This window comes from Pseudomonas sp. 910_21 (assembly GCF_052850735.1).
Genome location: NZ_VXCY01000008.1, coordinates 177,682 through 198,649, shown reverse-complemented (window position 1 = coordinate 198,649; position 20,968 = coordinate 177,682). Strand labels below are relative to the sequence as shown.

The window sequence follows — 20,968 nt, the reverse complement described above, 5'->3', positions numbered from 1 at the left end:
GTAAACATGTACAACTGGATCAGCGCCCTCGCCGACCTGCAGACCCAGGGTGAACCCTGTGTGCTGGTGACCATCATCGAGGAGCTCGGCTCGACGCCGCGTAACGCCGGTTCGAAAATGGTCGTCAGCGCCACCCAGGCCTTCGACACCATCGGCGGCGGGCACCTGGAACACAAGGCCATGCAGATCGCCCGAGACATGCTCGCCAGCGGCCAGCAGGCCACCCATCTGGAGCGCTTCAGCCTCGGCGCCAGCCTTGGCCAGTGCTGCGGCGGCGCCACGGTGCTGCTGTTCGAACCCATGGGCCAGGTGCAAGCGCAGATCGCCGTATTCGGTGCCGGCCATGTCGGCCGCGCTCTGGTGCCGCTCCTGGCCAGCCTGCCGTGCCGGGTACGCTGGATCGATTCCCGGGAACAGGAATTCCCCGAACAGATTCCCCAGGGCGTGCGCAAGATCGTCAGCGACGAGCCGGTGGAGGAAATCGATAACCTGCCGCCTGGCAGCTATTGCATCGTCATGACCCATAATCACCAACTGGACCTGGAGCTGACCGCCGCCCTGCTCAAGCGCAACGATTTCGCCTATTTCGGCCTGATCGGCTCGAAGACCAAGCGGGTGAAGTTCGAGCACCGCTTGCGCGATCGCGGCTTCGACGCGGCCACCTTGCAGCGCATGCGTTGCCCGATGGGGCTCGCTGAAGTCAAAGGCAAGTTGCCCGTGGAAATCGCCATCTCCATTGCCGGTGAGATCATTGCTACCTACAACGCCCATTTCGGCCAGTCCAGCGCCAGCGCCGAACCCATTGCCAAACTGCTGCCGGCCTCGCGCCGCAGCCAGACTTCGAACTGACAAGCCACACACTGAGAACGACCATGCCTTTGACTCGCAAAGCCTACCGTGCCGCCATCCTGCACAGCATCGCCGACCCGGCCGAAGTCGGAATCGAAGCCTCCTATGAGTATTTCGAAGACGGCCTGCTGGTGGTCGAGGACGGCCGGATCAGCGCCCTCGGCCACGCCAGTGAACTGCTTGCCGGCCTGCCTGCCGATGTGCAGATCAATCATTACCCCGACGCCCTGATCACCCCGGGCTTCATCGACACCCACATCCATCTGCCCCAGACCGGCATGGTCGGTGCCTATGGTGAACAGTTGCTGGACTGGCTGAACACCTACACCTTCCCCTGTGAGAGCCAGTTCGCCGATCAGGCCCACGCCGATGAAGTGGCGGACATCTTCATCAAGGAACTGCTGCGCAACGGCACCACCACCGCGCTGGTGTTCGGCAGCGTGCACCCACAGTCGGTCAATGCCTTCTTCGCCGCCGCCGAGAAACTCGACCTGCGGATGATCGCCGGCAAGGTGATGATGGACCGCAACGCCCCGGACTACCTGACCGACACCGCAGAGTCCGGCTACCTGGAAAGCAAGGCACTGATCGAGCGCTGGCACGGCAAGGGCCGCCTGCACTACGCGGTGACCCCGCGTTTCGCCCCGACCAGCACCCCGGAACAACTGACCCTGGCCGGCAAACTGCTGACCGAGTACCCCGATCTCTACATGCAGACTCACATCAGTGAAAACCTGCAGGAGATCGAATGGGTCAAGGAACTGTTCCCGGAGCGCAAGGGTTACCTGGACGTATACGACCACTACCAACTGCTGGGGGAGCGCTCGGTATTCGCCCACGGCGTGCACCTGTGCGACGACGAATGCGCGCGTCTGGCAGAAACCGGTTCGGCCGTGGCCTTCTGCCCAACCTCGAACTTCTTCCTCGGCAGCGGCCTGTTCAACCTGCCCATGGCGGAAAAACACAAACTCAATGTCGGCCTGGGCACCGACGTCGGTGGCGGCACCAGCTTCTCGCTGCTGCAGACCCTGAACGAAGCCTACAAAGTCATGCAGTTGCAAGGCGCACGCCTGAGCCCGTTCAAGTCCCTGTACCTGGCAACCCTGGGCGGCGCCCGCGCCCTGCGCCTGGAAGAGCGGATCGGCACCCTGCACCCTGGCACCGACGCCGACTTCGTGGTCCTCGACTACCACGCCACGCCCTTGCTCAGCTATCGCCTGAAGCAGGCCAACAGCATCGCTGAAACCCTGTTTGTGCTGATGACCCTGGGAGATGATCGCACCGTGCTGCAAACCTACGCCGCCGGCCGGCCAGTCCACCAGCGCTAACCCCGCAAACGAAAAATCCCCCGCTCGCCGAACATCGAACGGGGGATTTTTCATGCCTGAGTCCCAGGCGATCAGGTGAAGACTAGAACGTCACTTCCATGTTCAAGGTCGGCGCCGTGGTCCGCGTACCCCGTCCACCGTCCACCCCGAACTTGTTGTGCCAGTACTCGTAGCCGACGCCCAGGTACAGGTTGGGCTTGACGTTCTTGCCCGGCAGCACCGCAAACATCAGCGACGTCCGCACCAGGGTTTCCGGCGCAGTGTCTCGGTAGTTGTAGTCGTGGCCCTTTTCCCCGATGTAGTTGACGAAGCCCTGGAACTTGGCGGCGTGACTGCCAACTTCGAAGGGGCGCATCCAGGCCAGGTTGAGCAGGTAGGTATCGTCGAAGGTGTGATCCGGGTCCTTGGCCCCGGGGATGCCGGAATGGTTGTTTTCCTTGTAGTACAGCAAGCTCAGGTCCAGCACGCCGACGGTATTGAACTTCAGGGTCGGACCGAAGACCAGGGCGCGTTTCTTGGCCGAGCCCAGGTTGTTGTTGCGGCTGGCATCGAAGCCCAGGGTCAGCGCGTAGTCCTTGACGAGGCCAGTGCCCAGGGGCGTATCGAACACCCGGGACGCGAAGAGCTGGTGACGATAGACGCCGTAGACTTCGCTACTGCCCTTGTTGGTGCCCTTGCGCGGATCGTCGTTGTCGGAGAGCAGTACGTCCAGGTGCAGGTAGTTGCTGCCGTACTGGTAGCCACTGGCGTGGGTGAAACTGTAGATGCGCTTGCTGATGTAGTGCGGATTGTTCGGGTTGGTGAACTCCTTGCCGTACCGAAAGCCGACGCTGTTGTTCATCCACTCCAGGGCGGCTGCTTCCCCTGCTCCGATCAATGTCATCAGCAGGGTTGCGCCTTGTAATGCCTTTTTCATTTTTATTATGTCCTGTGGCGGTGTGGCGTAAGGCAGCTTCGCTGGCTGCCGTCCGCACGCAGTATCGGCACAAGCACCACAGGGCCCAAAGAACAGAATATCGATCAGCGCGCTGCCAAAACGGCAACAGCCGCCCACAGCCATGGACTCAGAGCACTGGCTGGCCGAAGGCGCGCTCGGCCCGCTCGCGAATGGCGATCTCCTCGCCGAGCAGATGCGCCAGCGCCTCCACCGCGCTGGGCAGATCCCGACCGCTGCGGGCATAGAGCCCCAGGTCGCTGTAGATACCACCCTGGTCGCTCAGCGGGATATGCACCAGCTCTCCCTTGCTCAAGTCGCCCTCGACCCCGACCCGGGTCTGGAAGGCCACCCCCATGTTGTGCCGGGCCATCTGCCGCGCCAGCTCCATGGAGTTGCTCTGCAAGGGCGGCTTGTCCAACAGGCCCAGGCGCTTGTGCAACGGCGCCAGCAAGTGATGGATCGACAGCTCGCTCTTGGCCAGGATCAGCCCGTGCTCGGCGCAAGTGGCGAAATTGACGCTGCCCCGCTCGGCCAGGGGATGATCGGGGCTGACCAGGGCCCCCAGGCGAAAATGACCGACGCTCAACGGACGGATCTCCGGCGCCCTGGGCAGGGCGAACGCCAGGCCCAGGTCCGCACGACTGTTGATCAAGGCCTGGGGAATGGATTGCGAGCCCTGTACCGTGACGCCGATGGTCACCTGTGGATAGAGATCGCGCATGCGCTTGAGCACCGAGGGCAGCAGGTCCACCGTCGCGCCTTCCACAGCGGCGATCTCCACATGCCCGCTCTTGAGGCCACGCAAGGCATCGAACTCCAGGCGCACCCGCTCCAGGTCCTGCAGCACCAGATTGACATGACGGCTCATGACCTCTCCCGCCAGTGTCAGGCGCAAGCCGCCCGGCAGGCGTTCGAACAGTGGCGCGCCGATTTCATCCTCGATCTTCAGGATCTGCCGGTTTACCGCCGAAGACGCGACATTCAGGCGCCGAGCGGCCTCGCGGATCGAGTGACAGCGGCGAACCATATCGAAGTAATGGATGGCGGAAGAATGAATGCGTAGCGTTCTACCGATCATGCCGCGGCTCCTTTCGCAGGACCAGAGGCGCACCGATTGCCGGCCGTGAGCCTCGAAGCAGGCACTGTATACAATCCTCACAAGAATATAAAACAATCTTCCTACTCAGCAGGCAGACCCGCCGCCAAACAAAAATCCCCCGCTGCATAGGGTTACGCAGCGAGGGATTTTCAGTCTGATCGAGGCTTACAGCTTGGCGGTCGGCCGCCCCGGCTTCTTGGTTTGCAGCAGGTGCGAGAACACAGCATGCAGGTCGTCCGAGGCGCTTTCCTCGTCCAGGTTGAGCTTGCTGTCGATGTGATCCATGTGATGCATCATCAAGTTCACCGCCAGCTCGCCGTCTCGGGCCTCGATGGCGTCGATCAGCTGAGTGTGCTCATCGTAGGAGCAGTGGGAGCGGTTGCCGCTTTCGTACTGAGCGATGATCAGCGACGTCTGGGACACCAGGCTGCGCTGAAAGCTGATCAGCGGCGCATTCTTCGCCGCTTCCGCCAGCTTCAGGTGGAACTCCCCGGACAGGCGGATACCGGCACCACGATCACCTCGGGAAAAGCTGTCGCGCTCCTCGTTGACCATCTGCCGCAACTCCAGCAACTGCTCGGCGGTGGCGTGCTGGACCGCCAGCTCGGTAATGGCTCGCTCCACCAGACGCCGGGCGAGAAATACCTGACGGGCTTCCTCGACGCTCGGGCTGGCAACCACCGCCCCCCGATTGGGCCGCAACAGGACCACGCCTTCATGGGCCAGCCGCGACAATGCACGGCGGATGATAGTCCGACTGACTCCGAATATTTCCCCAAGCGCCTCTTCACTCAACTTGGTGCCGGGCGCCAGGCGCTGCTCGAGGATGGCCTCAAAGATGTGCGCGTAGACAATATCGTCCTGGGTTCCGCTGCGACCGGCTTTGCCTGCTCGCGGTTGTTTCTTGAGAGGTTGCAACTGTTCGTTCATGGGCACTCGGGTCGGGAGGACTGCGGCGATTTCGGCGTGACTTTAATACGCCACGGTGGGTCGCTGGCAAGTATCGCGTTAAAACAGGGGCACATTGTACACAACCGCTGGGGATCATTAGCAAAAAGTGTTACCGGCCCCACCACTTATTCAACGACTGTACGGCTATTTGTAGTCACGGCTGTATTGCAATGCAAAGTTGCTTTTAAGTTTAGGCTTGAACCTTGAACCCTATTACCGGCTCGTTGCTTGCGCAGGCTGCAAGCAGCGTTAGCTGGGTGTGGGGTTTGCGTCTTTCAAGAACAAGGAATAGCAGTAATGTCCGATGCCACCCACGCGCAATTACGCCCCCTAGCGGACACTTCGCCCTCCGCCATAGTCGCCGGTTTCATCGCCATGATGACCGGCTACACCAGCTCCCTGGTGCTGATGTTCCAGGCTGGGCAAGCCGCCGGCCTGACCAGTGGTCAGATCTCCTCCTGGATCTGGGCCATCTCCATTGGCATGGCGGTGTGCAGCATCGGCCTGTCCCTGCGCTATCGCACCCCCATCACCATCGCCTGGTCCACACCCGGCGCCGCCCTGCTGATCACCAGCCTGTCGGGGGTGACTTACGGCGAAGCCATTGGCGCCTACATCACTTGCGCGGTCCTGGTGACCATTTGCGGACTCACCGGCAGCTTCGAGCGCCTGGTGAAAAAGATCCCAGCGTCCCTGGCCGCCGCCCTGCTGGCCGGAATCCTGTTCAAGATCGGCAGTGAAATCTTTGTGGCGGCCCAGCACCGCACTGGTCTGGTACTGGGCATGTTCTTCACCTACCTGGTGGTCAAGCGCCTGTCGCCACGTTATGCCGTTCTCGCGGCCCTGCTGATCGGCACTGCACTTTCCGGGCTGATGGGCTTGCTGGACTTCAGTGGCTTCCACCTGGAAGTGGCGACCCCGGTCTGGACCACGCCACACTTCTCCCTGGCGGCCACCATCAGCATCGGTATTCCGCTGTTCGTGGTAGCCATGACCTCGCAAAACATGCCCGGGATCGCGGTGCTGCGCGCCGACGGCTACAACGTTCCGGCCTCGCCACTGATCACCGCCACCGGCCTGGCTTCGTTGCTGCTGGCGCCGTTCGGTTCCCACGGCATCAACCTGGCGGCCATCAGCGCTGCGATCTGCACCGGCCCCCACGCCCATGAAGATCACAGCAAGCGTTACACCGCCGCAGTGTGGTGCGGAATTTTCTATGGCATCGCCGGGGTCTTCGGCGCCACCCTGGCCGCACTGTTCGCGGCCTTGCCCAAGGAACTGGTGCTGTCCATCGCCGCCCTGGCGCTGTTCGGCTCGATCATCAACGGCTTGAGCATCGCCATGAGTGAAGTGAAGGAGCGAGAAGCGGCGCTGATCACCTTTATGGTGACGGCCTCGGGGCTGACGCTGTTTTCCATTGGCTCGGCATTCTGGGGAATTGTCGCGGGGGTGGTGACCTTGATGATTCTGAATTGGCGCAGCGCCTGATGGGCTTCGCTGGCAAGCCAGCTCCTACACAGACCGGCGCCCGCTGCAGGAGCCGGCCTGCCGGCGAATAGCGCCCACGACAAAACCCGGGGCTGGCCCGTGGCAGAGGCAAGGATACAAAGGGGAAAATCGACAGGTTGCCCTGGGGCAACAACGCATGAGCGACCCGGACGGGCCGCTCATGCATGACATCACGCGACTGGGTTGATCGCGTTGTCCGGGTACCAGACGTCCAGCAGCGGGCTGACTTCAACGCTGGTCAGCTCGGTACGGCCTTTGAGCCAGGCTTCAACAGCTGCACGCTGTGCTTCGCTGACGGAACCGCGCTTGCTCAGGCAAACCAGACCGAAGTCATCGCCGCCGACATAGCCCAGACCGTTGGCTTCCATCGCTTCTTTGAGGAACGCGTCGAGGAAAGCGTCAATAGCTTCTTCAGCCAGATCTTCTTTGAAATCCAGGTTCAGCTCAAAACCCAGCTCCTGAAATTCATCTACGCAGAGTTTTTTGCGCAGACGGCGGGAACGGTTAGTGGCCATGGAACAATCCTCATAAGTAATAACGGGCGGCACTTTACCAGTTTAGGCGGGCGATTGCCTGACTCTATGAGGATGCAGGACCGCCATTGGTAAAAAAAATACCGCCCTGGCGGCCCGTGGCACGGCACAAGCCGCTATACCTTGGGGCATAATGCCGACACTTTCATGACCACTGAGGGATTTTATCTGCATGCCCTCGCCTTTTTTCCCCTCGACTGCAGGGTTCCACTTCATATGATCAAATCGTTGCGTCCTCTGTTGCTTGCCAGTGTTTTTCTTCCCCTGGCATTCCCTGTCTCCGCGGCTCCGGTCAACACCACCCTGACCCCCAAGGTTCAACAAGCCCTCAAAGCCAGCAAACTCCCGGACAACGCCCTGTCGCTGGTGATGATTCCCCTTAACGGCCCTGGCACACCGACGATTTTCAACGCCGATGTCTCGGTCAACCCGGCCTCCACCATGAAGCTGGTGACCACCTACGCGGCCCTGGAAATGCTCGGCCCGACCCATCAATGGAAGACCGAGTTCTACACCGACGGCACCCTCAGCGGTGGGATTCTCAACGGTAATCTCTATCTCAAGGGCGGCGGCGATCCCAAGCTGAACATGGAGAAGCTCTGGCTGCTGATGCGTGACCTGCGGGCCAATGGCGTGCAGCAAGTCACCGGCGACCTGGTGCTGGACCGCAACTACTTCGTGCAACCGCAATTGCCGGAGTTCAATGACGACGGCAACGACGAGAACAAGCCGTTCCTGGTCAAGCCTGACGCGCTGATGGTCAACCTCAAGGCCCTACGCTTCGTCGCCCGCAATGATTCCGGCCGGGTGCTGGTGTCGGTGGAGCCGCCGATCGCCAAGATCCGCATCGACAACCAGGTCAAGGCCGTCAACACCAAGCAGTGCACTGGCGATGTTCGCTACAACCCGGTGACCCAGGCCGATGGCAGCGTAATCGTCACCGTTGGCGGCCAGCTCGGTGATGGCTGCAGCTCCCAGACCTACCTGTCGCTGCTGGACCATGCCACCTACACCGCCGGCGCGGTGCGGGCGATCTGGAGCGAGCTGGGCGGCAGCATCCAGGGCAAGGACCGCCTCGCGGTAGTCCCCAAGGATGCCAAGGTCCTGGCCCGTGCCTTCTCTCCGGACCTCGCGGAGATCATCCGCGACATCAACAAATACAGTAACAACACCATGGCCCAGCAGCTGTTCCTGAGCCTGGGGGCCAAGTACCGCAACGAAGCCGACGGCGATGACGCCAAGGCGGCCCAGCGCGTGGTGCGCCAGTGGCTGGCGAAAAAAGGCATCACCGCGCCGCATCTGGTGATGGAGAACGGCTCCGGCCTGTCCCGTGCCGAACGGGTCAGCGCCCGAGAAATGGCCGGCCTGCTGCAAGCGGCATGGAAGAGCCCCTACGCCGCCGAGTTCATCAGCTCCATGCCCATTGCCGGCATGGACGGCACCATGCGCAAGCGCCTGAAGCGTACCGCCATGTCCGGTGAGGCCCACATCAAGACCGGCACCCTGAACACCGTGCGCGCCATCGCCGGCTATAGCCGCGACGACAACGGCAACACCTGGGCGGTGGTGGCGATCCTCAACGATCCACGCCCCTTCGGCGCCTCTTCGGTGCTGGATCAGGTGCTGCTGGATCTGTATCGCCAGCCAAAACTGGCCACCAGCGCATCAGTTCTGTAACTCGCTGTTCCGACAGTGGCGGCCCCGCTCCGCCACTGTCAGCGATCAGGGCAGCTCTGGCTGGACTCGATCGCGTCCGGCCTGCTTGGCGGCATAGACCCCGGAGTCGGCCCGCAACAGCAAGCCATCCGCCCCCTCGCCTTCGCGCCAGCTGGCAATGCCAAAGCTGGCGGTGACACTGCCCACCGGCTCGATCGGCGAGCTGCGCAGTCCCTGCCACAGTTCCTGAGCCAGGATCAGCGCCTGCTGGGCACTGGTGCCCGGACACAGCACCATGAACTCCTCACCGCCGAGGCGGCAGAACACATCGGTACGCCGCAGACGCCCGCCAATGCGAGCACACAACCCCCGCAACACTTGATCCCCCACTCCGTGCCCGTACTGGTCGTTGATCCGCTTGAAATGATCGATGTCCAGCATGATCACCGCCATATCGCCTCCGACACGTTCCAGACGCTGCATTTCATTCTGCAACTGTTCCTGGAAATAGCGCCGGTTGTGAATGCCCGTCAGGGAGTCGGTCACCGACAATGCGCGCAACTCTTCCTCGACCCGCTTGAGGTCTGAAATGTCCGAGATATAGCCGTGCCAGAGCACCCCGCCGCCCTTCAGGCTTTCCGGGGTCGCCGCGCCACGCATCCAGCGCAGCCCCCGTTGCGGCAGGCAGACCCGGTACTCCTCGCGCCACGGACTGAGCTGCTGAGCGGAAACCTGGATCGACTTGCGTACCCGCTGCACATCCTCGGGATGGATACGCTCGAACACCGCCTCGGCATTCTCCTGCAGCAACTGCGGCTCGATCTCGTAGATTTCGCGAATGCCATCGCTGGCATAGGTGAAGCTCGCGTGTCCGGCGGCATCCAGCTTGAACTGGTAGATCCCTCCGGGAACATGGGCACTGAGCCTTTTCAACAGGCGATCCCTTGCCGCCAGGGCTTCGTGCACCCGCTTGCGCTCGGTGATGTCAATGCAGATGGCCAGGTGACCGATCCACAGCCCCTGGTCATCCAGCACCGGAGTCGCCAGCATATTCACTTGCAGGTGGCTGCCGTCACGCCTGACCAGCGTCCACTCCCGCGCCTCATGGCCACCGGCCAGGCCTTCTTCCACCAGCATGGCCTGAGACACCGGAATCGCCTTGCCATAGCGCTGGGTAAGACTCTGGGCCCAGCTTTCCAGCTCCTGGGGCAGGTGCAGGCTTTCCAGGGTCAGGTGGCCCACCGCTTCACTGCTGCTGTAGCCGAGCATCTGCTCGGCCCCGGCATTGAAGGTACTGATGACCCCACGCAGGTCCGTGGCGATGATCGCCACCTGGGTAGCGGCATTGAGGACGCAACGCAACTGACTGTGAGTGCCACGCAATTCCTGTTCGCGACTGCGCAGCTCCCCAGTGCGTTGCTCCACCAGGGCCAAAGCCCGTTGCCGCTGGCTCACCAGCACATAGAGCAAGGCGCTGAGCAGCAGACTGAGCATGCCACCGAGAATCACCAGACTGCTCAGGGAAGAGTGGTTGGCATGCAGGAACGCCGCGCTGGGGCGAATATCTACCTGATAATCCCGGTCCGCCAGGCGTAGCAGGCGGCTGGCCGTCAGGTGACTGGTGATCGGTGGATTGTTCGATTCATAGAGCACCTCGTGCTGACCCTCGGTGGACAGATCGAGAATCCGCACCGACAGGTTATCGCTGGCCGGCACCGGCAAGCCGTCCGCCACCAGTTGCCGCAGGCTGATCACCGCCAGCACATAACCGTAGGGCCTGGCCTGGGGCAAGGGGCTGTCCTGGGGTCGCCTGACCGGCGCCGCCAGCAGCACACCCCGGGCATAGGCAGGGTCCACGGCAACCAGATGCAAAGGCGGCGAAACCGCCAGGCCGTTGAGCTCCCTGGCCCGCTCCAGAGTAGCCCGGCGCTGAGGCTGGGCCAGCAAGTCATACCCCAGAGGCGAGCCCAGAGGGCTTTGGGTCTGGCTATACAGAACCGGGGCAAAGTCTTCCTGCTCACCCGCCGGCTCCATCTGGCCGCTGGCGTTCAATTGCAGAATGGTAAACCCCGGAACGCCCTGATCCCGCACCGCCTGTTCGAACGCCGGCCGCTGGGCACGACTCACCAGAGGCGCCCAGGCATAGGCCTGGGTGCGCCGCAGCAAGGGCTTGGCGTAACCATCGAAGTCCTGGCGGGTTACCAGATCGGAATTAACAAAGAAACGCCGCAAACCGTCCAGGCGTTGCTCCTGGTCTTGAAAGCGCTCTTCGATACGGCTGTAGCGTTCGCTGGCCAGCAATTGAAAGCGTTGGCGCAGCTGCTGTTTGTTCAGGTTGTAAGTGGACCAGGCCAGCAGCCCGGTGAGAATGCTGCCCGCAAGCAACACCAGCACGGCCACTAGCCAGGCAGATACTTCTTCACTAATGAAACCCAGGATTTTCGGGCGTACCACATGCAACGGCATAAGTAGAACTCATCACGCCAGCGAGTTTGGGTGTCATCCGGACTTGGTGTGAGTTATAGCTATTAGCCATTAATTTGACCAGCGTTAAACAGCCCCCAAAGCCCGAAAAAACGGGCTTTGGGGACTTATCCGGCCATCAGCGGGCGCTGATTTTCCAGGCGCGGTGAATTTTGCTGTTACGGGCAAAATCCGGGTCGATGGTTTTCGCCGTGATCTCCTCGACCTGATAGCGCGCGGCGAGGTTCTCATCCAACTGGAACTTGCGGAAGTTGTTGGAGAAGTACAGCACGCCACCCGGGGCCAGGCGGGCCATGGCCAGGTCCAGCAACTGCACCTGGTCACGCTGGACGTCGAACACCCCTTCCATGCGCTTGGAGTTGGAGAAGGTCGGCGGATCGATGAAGATCAGGTCGAACTCGTCACGGCAGCTGTCCAGCCAGGCCATCACATCGCCCTGCTCCAGACGGTTCTTGTCGGAGAAACCGTTGAGGGAGAAGTTGCGTCGCGCCCAGTCCAGGTAGGTTTTCGACAGGTCGACACTGGTGGTGCTGCGGGCTCCGCCCTTGGCCGCGTGCACACTGGCGGTGGCGGTGTAGCAGAACAGGTTGAGGAAACGCTTGCCGGCAGCCTCTTTCTGAATGCGCATGCGCATCGGCCGATGATCGAGAAACAGCCCGGTATCCAGGTAGTCGGTCAGGTTCACCAGCAGCTTGACTCCGCCTTCGCGGACTTCGGTGAACTGGCCCTGGGCGCTCTGGCGCACGTATTGCTTGGTGCCGCTCTGACGCTCGCGACGCTTGATCACCACCCGGCTCTTGTCCACGTTCAATGCCTGGGGAATCGCCGCCAGGGCATCGAACAGACGCGCCTGGGCCTTCTCCGGGTCCACCGACTTGGGCGCCGCGTACTCCTGAACGTGCACCCAGTCCTGATACAGGTCGATGGCCAGGGAGTATTCCGGCATGTCGGCGTCATAGACCCGGTAGCACTCGACACCTTCGCGCTTGGCCCACTTGCCCAGCAGCTTGAGGTTCTTTTGCAGACGGTTGGCAAACATCTGCCCGCCCTCGCTCAGGCGGGCCTGCTCGACCACCGGAGCCGGGGTCGGAGCCGGCTTGATCGGGTTGCCGTTCTTGTTGTACTGGCGCACTGGCGCTTCGTCAGCAGCGGCCTGGGCCTGCTCGCGTTCCACCTGACGCTGCTCGGCAGTGCGACGCTCGCCGGTGACGAACTGATCCGGCAGCACCTTGATCAGCAGCAGCTTGCACGGCAAGGCGCCGTTCCAGAACGAGTACTGCTTGTGGCTGCGAATGCCCATGCGCTTGCCCAGGTCCGGGGCGCCGGTGAACACCGCCGCTTCCCAGTTCAGGCAGGCCTGACGCAGGCGCTCGCCGAGGTTCTGGTAGAGGTAAAGCAGGCTGGCTTCATCACCCAGGCGCTCGCCGTAGGGCGGGTTGCAGATCACCAGCCCTTTCTGGTTCTGGTCCGGGCGCGGCTCGAACGTGCCCACTTCGCCCTGGTAGATCTTGATCCAGTCGCTGAGACCGGCGCGCTCGACGTTGTTGCGACCCGGCTGGATCAATCGTGGATCGGCCTCGTAGCCGCGAATCCACAGCGGTGGCTTGGCCAAGCCGGCCTGGGCCCGAGCCAGTGCTTCATCGTGCAGTTTGCGCCACAGCGCCGGCACATGGCCGAGCCAGGCGGTAAAGCCCCACTGCTCGCGCTTGAGGTTGGGGGCAATGTCCGCGGCAATCATCGCCGCTTCCACCAGGAAGGTGCCGACACCGCACATCGGGTCAGCCAGTGCTCCGCCTTGCGCGGCGATACGTGGCCAGCCGGAGCGGATCAGGATCGCCGCCGCCAGGTTTTCCTTGAGCGGCGCGGCGCCTTGCTGCAGGCGGTAGCCGCGCTGGTGCAGGCTGTGGCCGGAAAGATCCAGGGACAGGATGGCTTCACCGCGATCCAGGCGCAGGTGGATGCGCAAGTCCGGATTGAGCTTGTCCACCGAAGGACGCTCACCAGTAGGTGTGCGCAGCTTGTCGACAATGGCGTCCTTGACCTTAAGGGCGCCGAAGTGGGTGTTGTCGATGCCTGAACCGTGACCGCTGAACTCCACCGCCAGGGTGCCATCGGCCAGCATATGGTCTTGCCAGTCGACATCCAGCACACCGTGGTAGAGGTCCTCGGCGTCCTTCATTGGAAAGCGCTTGAGGACCAGCAGCACCCGGTTGGCCAAGCGCGACCACAGACACAACCGATAGGCCGTCTCCATGTCAGCCATGCCGCGCACGGCAGAAGTGTGCTCACGCGCTTGCTCAAGGCCAAGCCCGACGGCTTCCTCGATCAGCAGGCCTTCAAGGCCTTTGGGACAGGTGAGGAAGAGTTCGTAACGATCCGACATGGGAGTACCAGGGCCTTTAGCAATAAGTGAACGGACAACGCATCGCCCGTTCGGTTTTCAATCAAGCGCTTTTCTTCAAGAGCGCTCGTGTGGCACGAAACTGTGCCGTCCCACCCCGGCAGGCAGGCTTTCTTGCAAGGCAAAAGAGCTTAGAGGCCGGGACAGATAAAAAGTCAGGGCAACAAAATGACATAAGTCGACCCTTCGTCGAATAGTAGTTGAGTGCAACCGTTCGACATTCTCACTAAAGCATTAACCTCATCATCTAGTGAGAGGCTGATCACAGCGGGCTTTGCCTGACAAACAGGCTAAAAAACCCGCCCCGGCTTATGGCCTGGACAGCATTTTCGTTACGTCCTTATGACAAAACGATCATTCACTTGCTGTGACCTATTGGTTAGAACTCAACACAGGTTGGCGCCGCAATGGCGTCAACATCAAGGCTCGCGACGCCGGCAGCGAGCACCAACGGCAGAGACAATCTGCCCGACCTCAGAAGAAGGTCGACGGGACATAAGACAGTCAACAAGTGAGGGAAACACCCTATGAGAAGACTAAAGCGTGATCCGTTGGAAAGAGCATTTTTACGCGGATATCAGTATGGCGTTAATGGCAAGTCCCGTGAGCTTTGCCCATTTACTCTACCGTCGGTACGCCAAGCCTGGATTAACGGCTGGCGAGAAGGACGCGGCGACAACTGGGACGGTATGACAGGCACTGCGGGCATCCACAGACTCAACGAACTTCGCGCTGTCGGCTGATCAGGGCACATTCCGACACCTAAAACTTGAATAGATGACGACTTAACCACGCACGCCCCATCCGGGCGGCGGGCTTCGGCCCAGGGGCTCCTTCGAGGAGCCCTTTTTTATGCCCGCGCTTGCGCCCGTTCTTATCGGCCCATGGCCGCGATAGCATCCACCGACTCGCGAATCAACGCCGGCCCCTTATAGATGAAGCCCGAATACAGCTGCACCAGGCTGGCGCCCGCGGCGATCTTCTCAGCCGCGTGCTTGCCTTCAGTGATGCCGCCCACGGCAATGATCGGTAAACGGCCGGCCAGCTCAGTCGCCAGTACCTTGACCGTATGGGTGCTCTTGTCTCGCACCGGCGCGCCGGATAGACCGCCCGCCTCGTCGCCATACTCCATGCCTTCGACGCCTTCACGGCTCAGGGTAGTGTTGGTGGCGATCACTGCGTCCATGCCGGTTTCCAGCAGGGCGCGGGCCACTTCCAAGGTTTCCTCGTCGCTCATGTCCGGGGCAATCTTGATGGCCAGCGGCACACGCTTGCCGTGGATTGCGGCCAATTCCTGCTGGCGCTGGCTCAAAGCCGCCAGCAGCTGCTTGAGGGACTCGCCGAACTGCAGGCTGCGCAAGCCCGGGGTGTTGGGCGAGCTGACATTGACCGTGACATAGCTGGCATGGGCATAGACCTTGTCCAGGCAGATCAGGTAGTCATCCACCGCTCGCTCTACCGGCGTGTCGAAGTTCTTGCCGATATTGATCCCCAGCACGCCCTTGTATTGGGAGGCAGCGACCCGCGCCAGCAGATTATCGACCCCAAGATTGTTGAAGCCCATGCGGTTGATGATGGCTTCGGCCTGAGGCAGACGGAAGATCCGCGGCTTGGGGTTGCCCGGCTGCGGACGCGGGGTGACGGTGCCGATTTCGACGAAGCCAAAGCCCAGTTGAGCGAAGCCGTCGATGGCGGCGCCGTTCTTGTCCAGACCGGCAGCCAGACCCACCGGATTCGGAAACTCCAGGCCCATGACCTGCACCGGCAACTGCGCCGGCGCCTTGCACAACAGACCGTTAAGGCCCAAACGCCCGCCCGCACCGATCAGGTCCAGGGACAGATCGTGGGAGGTTTCCGGGGAGAGTTTGAACAACAGCTGGCGGGCCAGGGTATACATGGGCGGGATGAACTCGGTTGGCGGCGAATAAGGCGCCGATTATAGCCGCGCCTGGGGCTTGCAGGCGAGGCGCAGAATGAAATCCCCGGCAATGGCATATGCCTTGCACCCACTTGCTTCATCAGACCTGCGCCAATGGCGGTCCAGGTTCAAGGACAACGGCGTCGTCACCCGCACGGGCTTTGCCTGACCAGTGGGTACGACGCTTTTTTATGCAAGGTGCCAAGCCATGACTGAACACCCCAACTCCGCGCTGGCCTGGGTCAACGGCAGCGACGCCCCGGAAAAGTCCGCCATCAACCTGGGCTTCATGGCCCTGACCGATTGCGCTTCAGTGGTGGTCGCCGCCACCCAGGGCTTTGCCCAGCCCTACGGGCTGACCCTGAACCTCAAGCGCCAGAGCTCCTGGGCCGGGCTGCGGGACAAGCTGGTGAGCGGCGAACTGGACGCAGCCCACAGTCTGTACGGCCTGATCTACGCCGTGCACCTGGGCATCGGCGGGACCCATGCCTGCGACATGGCCGTGCTCATGGGCCTGAACCAGAACGGCCAGAGCATCAACCTGTCCCGGGAACTGCAGGCCCTCAAGGTGACCAGCCCTGATGCATTGGACCGCCATGTGCACCAAAGCCGGGCACGACTGACCTTCGCCCAGACCTTCCCCACCGGTACCCACGCCATGTGGCTGTACTACTGGCTGGCCAGCCAGGGTATCCACCCGCTGCAGGATGTCGACAGCGTGGTGGTGCCGCCGCCGCAGATGGTGGCTCATCTGCAGGCCGGGCGCATCGACGGGTTCTGCGTCGGCGAACCCTGGAGCGCCAGTGCAGTGCAGCAGGATCAGGGCTTCACCCTGGCCACCAGCCAGGCGATTTGGCCGGATCACCCGGAAAAAGTCCTTGGCTGCACCCGTGCCTTCGTCGAGCAATACCCCAACACCGCCCGGGTCCTGGTGATGGCGATTCTCGAAGCCAGCCGCTTTATCGAGCAAAGCCCGGAAAACCGCCGCAGCACTGCCCAGTTGCTGAGCGCCGCCGATTACCTGAATGCACCGCTGGACTGCATCGAGCCGCGGCTGCTGGGGGATTACGCCGACGGCCTGGGCAATCGCTGGCAGGACCCCCACGCCCTGCGCTTTCACCACCATGGCGCCGTCAACCTGCCCTACCTGTCCGACGGCATGTGGTTCATGACCCAGTTCCGGCGCTGGGGCCTGCTGCGTGAGGACCCGGATTACCTGGGCGTCGCTCGCCAGGTGCAGCAGCTTGAGCTGTACCGCGAAGCCGCCACCGCGCTGGGCATCGCCGCCTGGGGCCAGGACATGCGCAGCAGCCAGTTGATCGATGGCAAGGTGTGGGACGGTTCTCAGCCTGCCGCCTATGCCCGCAGCTTCCGCCTGCATGCGCTGAACGACACCCCTCCCCTTGTTGCCCAGCGCTGACCGGAGCCCGCGAACATGCTGCGTATCCTGCTGATCAACGACACCGCGAAAAAAGTCGGAAGGCTCAAGGCCGCCCTCAGCGAAGCCGGTTTCGAGGTGATTGACGAATCCGGCCTGACCATCGACCTGCCGGGCCGCGTCGAAACGGTGCGTCCGGACGTGATCCTGATCGATACCGAGTCACCCAGCCGCGATGTCATGGAGCAAGTGGTGCTGGTCAGCCGCGATCAACCACGACCCATCGTGATGTTCACCGATGAACACGATCCGGGGGTGATGCGCCAGGCGATCAAGTCCGGGGTCAGCGCCTACATCGTCGAGGGCATCCAGGTCCAGCGCCTGCAACCGATTCTCGACGTGGCCATGGCACGTTTTGAAAGCGACCAGGCCCTGCGCGCGCAACTCCAGGCCCGGGACCAGCAACTGGCCGAACGCAAGCGCATCGAGCTGGCCAAGGGCCTGTTGATGAAGATGAAAGACTGCGACGAAGAACAGGCCTACACCCTGATGCGCCGCCAGGCCATGAGCAAACAACAGAAGCTGATCCAGGTCGCGGAACAGATCATCGCCATGCAGGAACTGCTGGGCTGACCCCCGCCCCGTAGGAGCCGGCTTGCCGGCGAACAGGCGTATGAACCTTGGGCCAGTCTTGAGGACGTCTTCGCTGGCAAGCCAGCTCCACAGCCAGCTCCTGAGCCAGTTCCTGCCGCCGGTGTCGACCGGGGTTGGCGCGGCTCTTGCTATCAGATCCACAACGGTAACCAACGGCGGTTGCCCCACCTACGACAAAGACGTCGCGCACCCTGCTCGCCCTCAACGAGCCGGGTGCCGACGTTTTTTCGTTTTGGCCCCATTGACCGGGGTCGGTGGCGCGGCCGTGGCGGCGCTCCACCTGCAAGCTCATGACGACTCCAACGATTCTTATCAGCTGAGGTGCGCGATGAATTCAAGCTTCTGGAAATCCGGCCACACCCCGACCCTGTTCGCGGCCTTTCTGTATTTCGACCTGAGCTTCATGGTCTGGTACCTGCTGGGGCCCCTGGCGGTGCAGATCGCCGCCGACCTGCACCTGAGCACCCAGCAACGCGGGCTGATGGTGGCCACGCCGATCCTTGCCGGCGCGGTACTGCGCTTCATCATGGGCCTGCTGGCCGATCGTCTGTCGCCCAAGACCGCTGGCCTGATCGGCCAGGTCATCGTCATCGGCGCCTTGTTCGGCGCCTGGAAGCTGGGCATCCACAGCTATGAGCAAGCGCTGCTACTGGGGGTATTCCTCGGCATGGCCGGCGCCTCCTTCGCCGTAGCCCTGCCCCTGGCGTCGCAGTGGTATCCGCCACAACACCAGGGCAAGGCCATGGGCATCGCCGGTGCCGGCAACTCCGGCACCGTGTTCGCCGCACTGATCGCTCCGGTGCTGGCGGCGGCTTTCGGTTGGAGCAATGTCTTCGGCTTCGCCCTGATCCCGCTGATCCTGACACTGGTGCTGTTCGCCTGGCTGGCGAAGAACGCCCCCGAGCGGCCGCGAGCCAAATCCATGGGCGACTACTTCAAGGCCCTGGGGGACCGCGACAGCTGGTGGTTCATGTTCTTCTACAGCGTGACCTTCGGCGGTTTCATCGGCCTGGCCAGCGCCCTGCCCGGTTACTTCAATGACCAGTATGGCTTGAGCCCCGTCACCGCCGGCTACTACACCGCCGCCTGTGTCTTCGGCGGTAGCCTGATGCGCCCTCTGGGCGGCGCCATGGCCGACCGTTTCGGCGGTATCCGCACCTTGCTGGCGATGTACGGCGTGGCGGTGATCTGCATCGCCGCCGTGGGTTTCAACCTGCCCAGTTCCTACGCTGCCCTGGCCCTGTTCGTCTGCACCATGCTGGGCCTCGGCGCTGGCAACGGCGCGGTGTTCCAACTGGTACCGCAACGTTTTCGCCGGGAAATCGGGGTCATGACCGGGCTGATCGGCATGGCCGGCGGCATCGGCGGCTTTGCCTTGGCCGCCGGCATGGGCGCGATCAAGCAAAGCACCGGCAGCTATCAACTGGCGCTGTGGCTGTTCGCCAGTCTCGGGGTCCTGGCCTGGTTTGGCCTGCACGGGGTCAAGCGCCGCTGGAGAACCACCTGGGGCTCCGCCGCCGTGACTGCGGCGCGAGTCTGAGCGCGCCATGGGCCTGCAACTGAGCCACGCCGAGGCCAGCGCCACCGGACCGCGGGCGGAGAATCAGGACGCCTTGCGCCGGGTCACCCCGGCGCCGGATCTGGCGGCGAGCAAAGGCCAGCTGTTCGCCATCGCCGATGGCGTCAGTCAGTGCGCCGACGGCGGCCTGGCAGCGCGTTCGAGCCTGCAGGCCCTGGCCCTGGATTACTACGCCACCCCGGAAACCTGGGCCGTGGCCGAGGCCCTGGAACGCCTGCTGACCGCTCAGAACCGCTGGCTCCAGGCCAACGGCGGCGGTCAGCCCCTGCTCACCACCCTCAGCGCCCTGGTGCTGCGGGGCCAACGCTTTACCCTGGCCCATGTTGGCGACTGCCGGGTCTACCGCTGGCACCAGCAGCAGTTGCAACGCATCAGCGAGGACCACGTCTGGGATCAGCCGGGTATGCAGCATGTGCTCAAGCGTGCCCTGGGCCTGGACCAGCATCTGGTGCTGGACTTCCTCGATGGCGAACTGCGCCAGGGGGAAAGCTTTCTGATGCTCAGCGACGGGGTCTGGGCCACCCTGGGCGACAGCGCCATCGCCGCCATTCTGCGGGACCAGCCCGACCTGGACAGTGCGACACAGACCCTGGTCAACGCCGCGCACCTGGCCGGTAGCCAGGACAACGCCAGCGCGCTGCTGGTGCGGGTCGACGAGCTCGGCGAAAGCAGCCTCGGCGATGCCCTGCTGCACCTGCGGCAATGGCCCTTGCCGCCGGCGCTGAAACCCGGGCAGCGCTTTGAGGGCTGGCAGGTCGAGGCGCTGATCAACCAGAGCCAGCAATCCCTGCTGTACCGAGTACGTGACGAGCAGCACCAAGCCTGGCTGCTGAAAACCCTGCCCGAAGCCCTGCATGACGATCCCGGCGCCTGCCAGGCGCTGCTGTCCGAAGAATGGCTGCTGCGGCGGATCGCCGGCCGCCACTTTCCCCAGGTACATGGCAGCCCTTCGCGCCAGCACCTGTATTTCCTGATGCGCGAATACCCCGGCCAGACCCTGGCACAACTGTTCCAACAACACGGCCCCCTGCCCCTGGCTCAGTGGCAGTCCCTAGCCGAGCGCCTGTTGCGGGCCGTGGGCCTGCTCCATCGGCGGCAGATTCTGCACCGGGACATCAAGCCGGAAAACCTGCTGTTGGGGGACGATGGCGAACTGCGGGTGCTGGATTTCGGCCTGGCCTACTGCCCGGGCCTGTCGGCCGACCCGGCGCATTTGCTGCCCGGCACCCCGAGTTTCATCGCCCCGGAAGCGTTCAATGGCGAACCGCCCAGCCCACAGCAAGACCTCTACGCAGTGGGCGTGAGCCTGTACTTCCTGCTGACCGGGCACTACCCCCATGGTGAGATCGAAGCCTTCCAGCGTCCGCGCTTCGGCGTGCCGACCAGCCCCAGCCGCTATCGCCCGGACCTGCCGGAATGGCTGGAGCAGAGCCTGGAGCGCGCAGTGGCCAGCACCCCGGCACAGCGCTATGAAACCGCCGAAGAATGGCTGCTGGCACTGGAACAGGGCGAACGCCGCAGCCTGAACAGCCGACCCCGGCCCTTGCTGGAACGCGAACCGCTGAAGGTCTGGCGCGGCATCGCCCTGGCCGCCCTGCTGCTCAATCTGCTGCTGGTATTGCTGTTGCTGCATCGCTGACTGCCACTGCGGCAGCGCCTAGCAGTACCGAAAGTGGGCGTGGCGCCTCGATT

16 protein-coding genes are annotated in these 20,968 nt (G+C 62.8%); 9 read left to right on the top strand and 7 right to left on the bottom strand.

Annotated elements, in window-relative coordinates; translation table 11 throughout:
* The first annotated feature begins 6 nt into the window (after nucleotides 1-6).
* Together xdhC and guaD are read left to right on the top strand one after the other, a co-directional pair.
* On the top strand, nucleotides 7-849 hold the full coding sequence (gene xdhC, locus FW796_RS24355; RefSeq protein WP_446440181.1) for a xanthine dehydrogenase accessory protein XdhC: 843 nt from the start codon (nucleotides 7-9) through the stop codon (nucleotides 847-849).
* Between the two features lie 23 nt (nucleotides 850-872).
* Nucleotides 873-2,177 carry a guanine deaminase gene (gene guaD / locus FW796_RS24350; RefSeq protein ID WP_346631830.1) on the top strand — a complete coding sequence of 435 codons (1,305 nt, stop codon included), beginning with the start codon at nucleotides 873-875 and terminating at the stop codon, nucleotides 2,175-2,177.
* 82 nt (nucleotides 2,178-2,259) lie between these two features.
* Here guaD and FW796_RS24345 read toward each other — a convergent pair whose 3' ends face one another.
* From FW796_RS24345 to FW796_RS24335, 3 genes are all read right to left on the bottom strand, one after another.
* Nucleotides 2,260-3,093 (bottom strand): nucleoside-binding protein, encoded by an 834-nt coding sequence (locus tag FW796_RS24345; protein WP_346631831.1) that lies wholly within the window; start codon nucleotides 3,091-3,093, stop codon nucleotides 2,260-2,262.
* 148 nt (nucleotides 3,094-3,241) lie between these two features.
* Nucleotides 3,242-4,192 (bottom strand): LysR family transcriptional regulator, encoded by a 951-nt coding sequence (locus tag FW796_RS24340; protein ID WP_404938834.1) that lies wholly within the window; start codon nucleotides 4,190-4,192, stop codon nucleotides 3,242-3,244.
* 186 nt (nucleotides 4,193-4,378) lie between these two features.
* On the bottom strand, nucleotides 4,379-5,143 hold the full coding sequence (locus FW796_RS24335; protein WP_025128787.1) for a GntR family transcriptional regulator: 765 nt from the start codon (nucleotides 5,141-5,143) through the stop codon (nucleotides 4,379-4,381).
* 318 nt (nucleotides 5,144-5,461) lie between these two features.
* On the opposite strand from FW796_RS24335, the gene FW796_RS24330 reads away from it, so the two are divergent.
* Complete coding sequence (locus FW796_RS24330) at nucleotides 5,462-6,652, top strand: benzoate/H(+) symporter BenE family transporter (RefSeq protein ID WP_346631833.1); 1,191 nt, start codon at nucleotides 5,462-5,464, stop codon at nucleotides 6,650-6,652.
* A gap of 191 nt (nucleotides 6,653-6,843) precedes the next feature.
* Here FW796_RS24330 and FW796_RS24325 read toward each other — a convergent pair whose 3' ends face one another.
* The gene (locus FW796_RS24325) at nucleotides 6,844-7,188 is read right to left on the bottom strand and encodes a YggL family protein (protein ID WP_102863834.1); all 345 of its coding nucleotides are present in this window, start codon (nucleotides 7,186-7,188) and stop codon (nucleotides 6,844-6,846) included.
* A 234-nt stretch (nucleotides 7,189-7,422) separates the two neighbouring features.
* On the opposite strand from FW796_RS24325, the gene dacB reads away from it, so the two are divergent.
* Nucleotides 7,423-8,883, top strand: coding sequence for a D-alanyl-D-alanine carboxypeptidase/D-alanyl-D-alanine endopeptidase (dacB, locus tag FW796_RS24320; RefSeq protein ID WP_346631834.1), 1,461 nt, complete (start codon nucleotides 7,423-7,425; stop codon nucleotides 8,881-8,883).
* 45 nt (nucleotides 8,884-8,928) lie between these two features.
* Here the strand turns inward: dacB and FW796_RS24315 are convergent, their stop codons facing one another.
* Together FW796_RS24315 and rlmKL are read right to left on the bottom strand one after the other, a co-directional pair.
* Complete coding sequence (locus tag FW796_RS24315; RefSeq protein ID WP_404938830.1) at nucleotides 8,929-11,328, bottom strand: sensor domain-containing diguanylate cyclase; 2,400 nt, start codon at nucleotides 11,326-11,328, stop codon at nucleotides 8,929-8,931.
* 136 nt (nucleotides 11,329-11,464) lie between these two features.
* On the bottom strand, nucleotides 11,465-13,729 hold the full coding sequence (gene rlmKL, locus FW796_RS24310; RefSeq protein WP_446440180.1) for a bifunctional 23S rRNA (guanine(2069)-N(7))-methyltransferase RlmK/23S rRNA (guanine(2445)-N(2))-methyltransferase RlmL: 2,265 nt from the start codon (nucleotides 13,727-13,729) through the stop codon (nucleotides 11,465-11,467).
* Nucleotides 13,730-14,274: 545 nt separating this feature from the next.
* Between rlmKL and rmf the strand changes: the two genes are divergently transcribed.
* On the top strand, nucleotides 14,275-14,490 hold the full coding sequence (rmf, locus tag FW796_RS24305; RefSeq protein WP_016965693.1) for a ribosome modulation factor: 216 nt from the start codon (nucleotides 14,275-14,277) through the stop codon (nucleotides 14,488-14,490).
* A 131-nt stretch (nucleotides 14,491-14,621) separates the two neighbouring features.
* On the opposite strand, the gene FW796_RS24300 is transcribed toward rmf, so the two are convergent.
* Nucleotides 14,622-15,644 (bottom strand): quinone-dependent dihydroorotate dehydrogenase, encoded by a 1,023-nt coding sequence (locus FW796_RS24300; RefSeq protein ID WP_346631837.1) that lies wholly within the window; start codon nucleotides 15,642-15,644, stop codon nucleotides 14,622-14,624.
* A 229-nt stretch (nucleotides 15,645-15,873) separates the two neighbouring features.
* On the opposite strand from FW796_RS24300, the gene FW796_RS24295 reads away from it, so the two are divergent.
* From FW796_RS24295 to FW796_RS24280, 4 genes are all read left to right on the top strand, one after another.
* Nucleotides 15,874-17,085, top strand: coding sequence for a CmpA/NrtA family ABC transporter substrate-binding protein (locus FW796_RS24295; protein ID WP_346631838.1), 1,212 nt, complete (start codon nucleotides 15,874-15,876; stop codon nucleotides 17,083-17,085).
* A gap of 15 nt (nucleotides 17,086-17,100) precedes the next feature.
* Complete coding sequence (locus FW796_RS24290; protein ID WP_015634757.1) at nucleotides 17,101-17,676, top strand: ANTAR domain-containing response regulator; 576 nt, start codon at nucleotides 17,101-17,103, stop codon at nucleotides 17,674-17,676.
* A 349-nt stretch (nucleotides 17,677-18,025) separates the two neighbouring features.
* Nucleotides 18,026-19,237 (top strand): nitrate/nitrite transporter, encoded by a 1,212-nt coding sequence (locus tag FW796_RS24285; RefSeq protein WP_446440179.1) that lies wholly within the window; start codon nucleotides 18,026-18,028, stop codon nucleotides 19,235-19,237.
* Nucleotides 19,238-19,244: 7 nt separating this feature from the next.
* Nucleotides 19,245-20,915 carry a protein kinase domain-containing protein gene (locus tag FW796_RS24280; protein WP_446440178.1) on the top strand — a complete coding sequence of 557 codons (1,671 nt, stop codon included), beginning with the start codon at nucleotides 19,245-19,247 and terminating at the stop codon, nucleotides 20,913-20,915.
* Nucleotides 20,916-20,968 lie beyond the last annotated feature (53 nt).

Coding starts and splice junctions, on each gene's coding strand:
- FW796_RS24345 (WP_346631831.1), bottom strand. CDS start 3,093: ATGAAAAAGGCATTACAAGGCGCAACCCTGCTGATGACATTGATCGGA.
- FW796_RS24335 (WP_025128787.1), bottom strand. CDS start 5,143: ATGAACGAACAGTTGCAACCTCTCAAGAAACAACCGCGAGCAGGCAAA.
- FW796_RS24325 (WP_102863834.1), bottom strand. CDS start 7,188: ATGGCCACTAACCGTTCCCGCCGTCTGCGCAAAAAACTCTGCGTAGAT.
- guaD (WP_346631830.1), top strand. CDS start 873: ATGCCTTTGACTCGCAAAGCCTACCGTGCCGCCATCCTGCACAGCATC.
- FW796_RS24340 (WP_404938834.1), bottom strand. CDS start 4,192: ATGATCGGTAGAACGCTACGCATTCATTCTTCCGCCATCCATTACTTC.
- rmf (WP_016965693.1), top strand. CDS start 14,275: ATGAGAAGACTAAAGCGTGATCCGTTGGAAAGAGCATTTTTACGCGGA.
- FW796_RS24290 (WP_015634757.1), top strand. CDS start 17,101: ATGCTGCGTATCCTGCTGATCAACGACACCGCGAAAAAAGTCGGAAGG.
- rlmKL (WP_446440180.1), bottom strand. CDS start 13,729: ATGTCGGATCGTTACGAACTCTTCCTCACCTGTCCCAAAGGCCTTGAA.
- xdhC (WP_446440181.1), top strand. CDS start 7: ATGTACAACTGGATCAGCGCCCTCGCCGACCTGCAGACCCAGGGTGAA.
- FW796_RS24300 (WP_346631837.1), bottom strand. CDS start 15,644: ATGTATACCCTGGCCCGCCAGCTGTTGTTCAAACTCTCCCCGGAAACC.
- dacB (WP_346631834.1), top strand. CDS start 7,423: ATGATCAAATCGTTGCGTCCTCTGTTGCTTGCCAGTGTTTTTCTTCCC.
- FW796_RS24285 (WP_446440179.1), top strand. CDS start 18,026: ATGAATTCAAGCTTCTGGAAATCCGGCCACACCCCGACCCTGTTCGCG.
- FW796_RS24295 (WP_346631838.1), top strand. CDS start 15,874: ATGACTGAACACCCCAACTCCGCGCTGGCCTGGGTCAACGGCAGCGAC.
- FW796_RS24280 (WP_446440178.1), top strand. CDS start 19,245: ATGGGCCTGCAACTGAGCCACGCCGAGGCCAGCGCCACCGGACCGCGG.
- FW796_RS24330 (WP_346631833.1), top strand. CDS start 5,462: ATGTCCGATGCCACCCACGCGCAATTACGCCCCCTAGCGGACACTTCG.
- FW796_RS24315 (WP_404938830.1), bottom strand. CDS start 11,328: ATGCCGTTGCATGTGGTACGCCCGAAAATCCTGGGTTTCATTAGTGAA.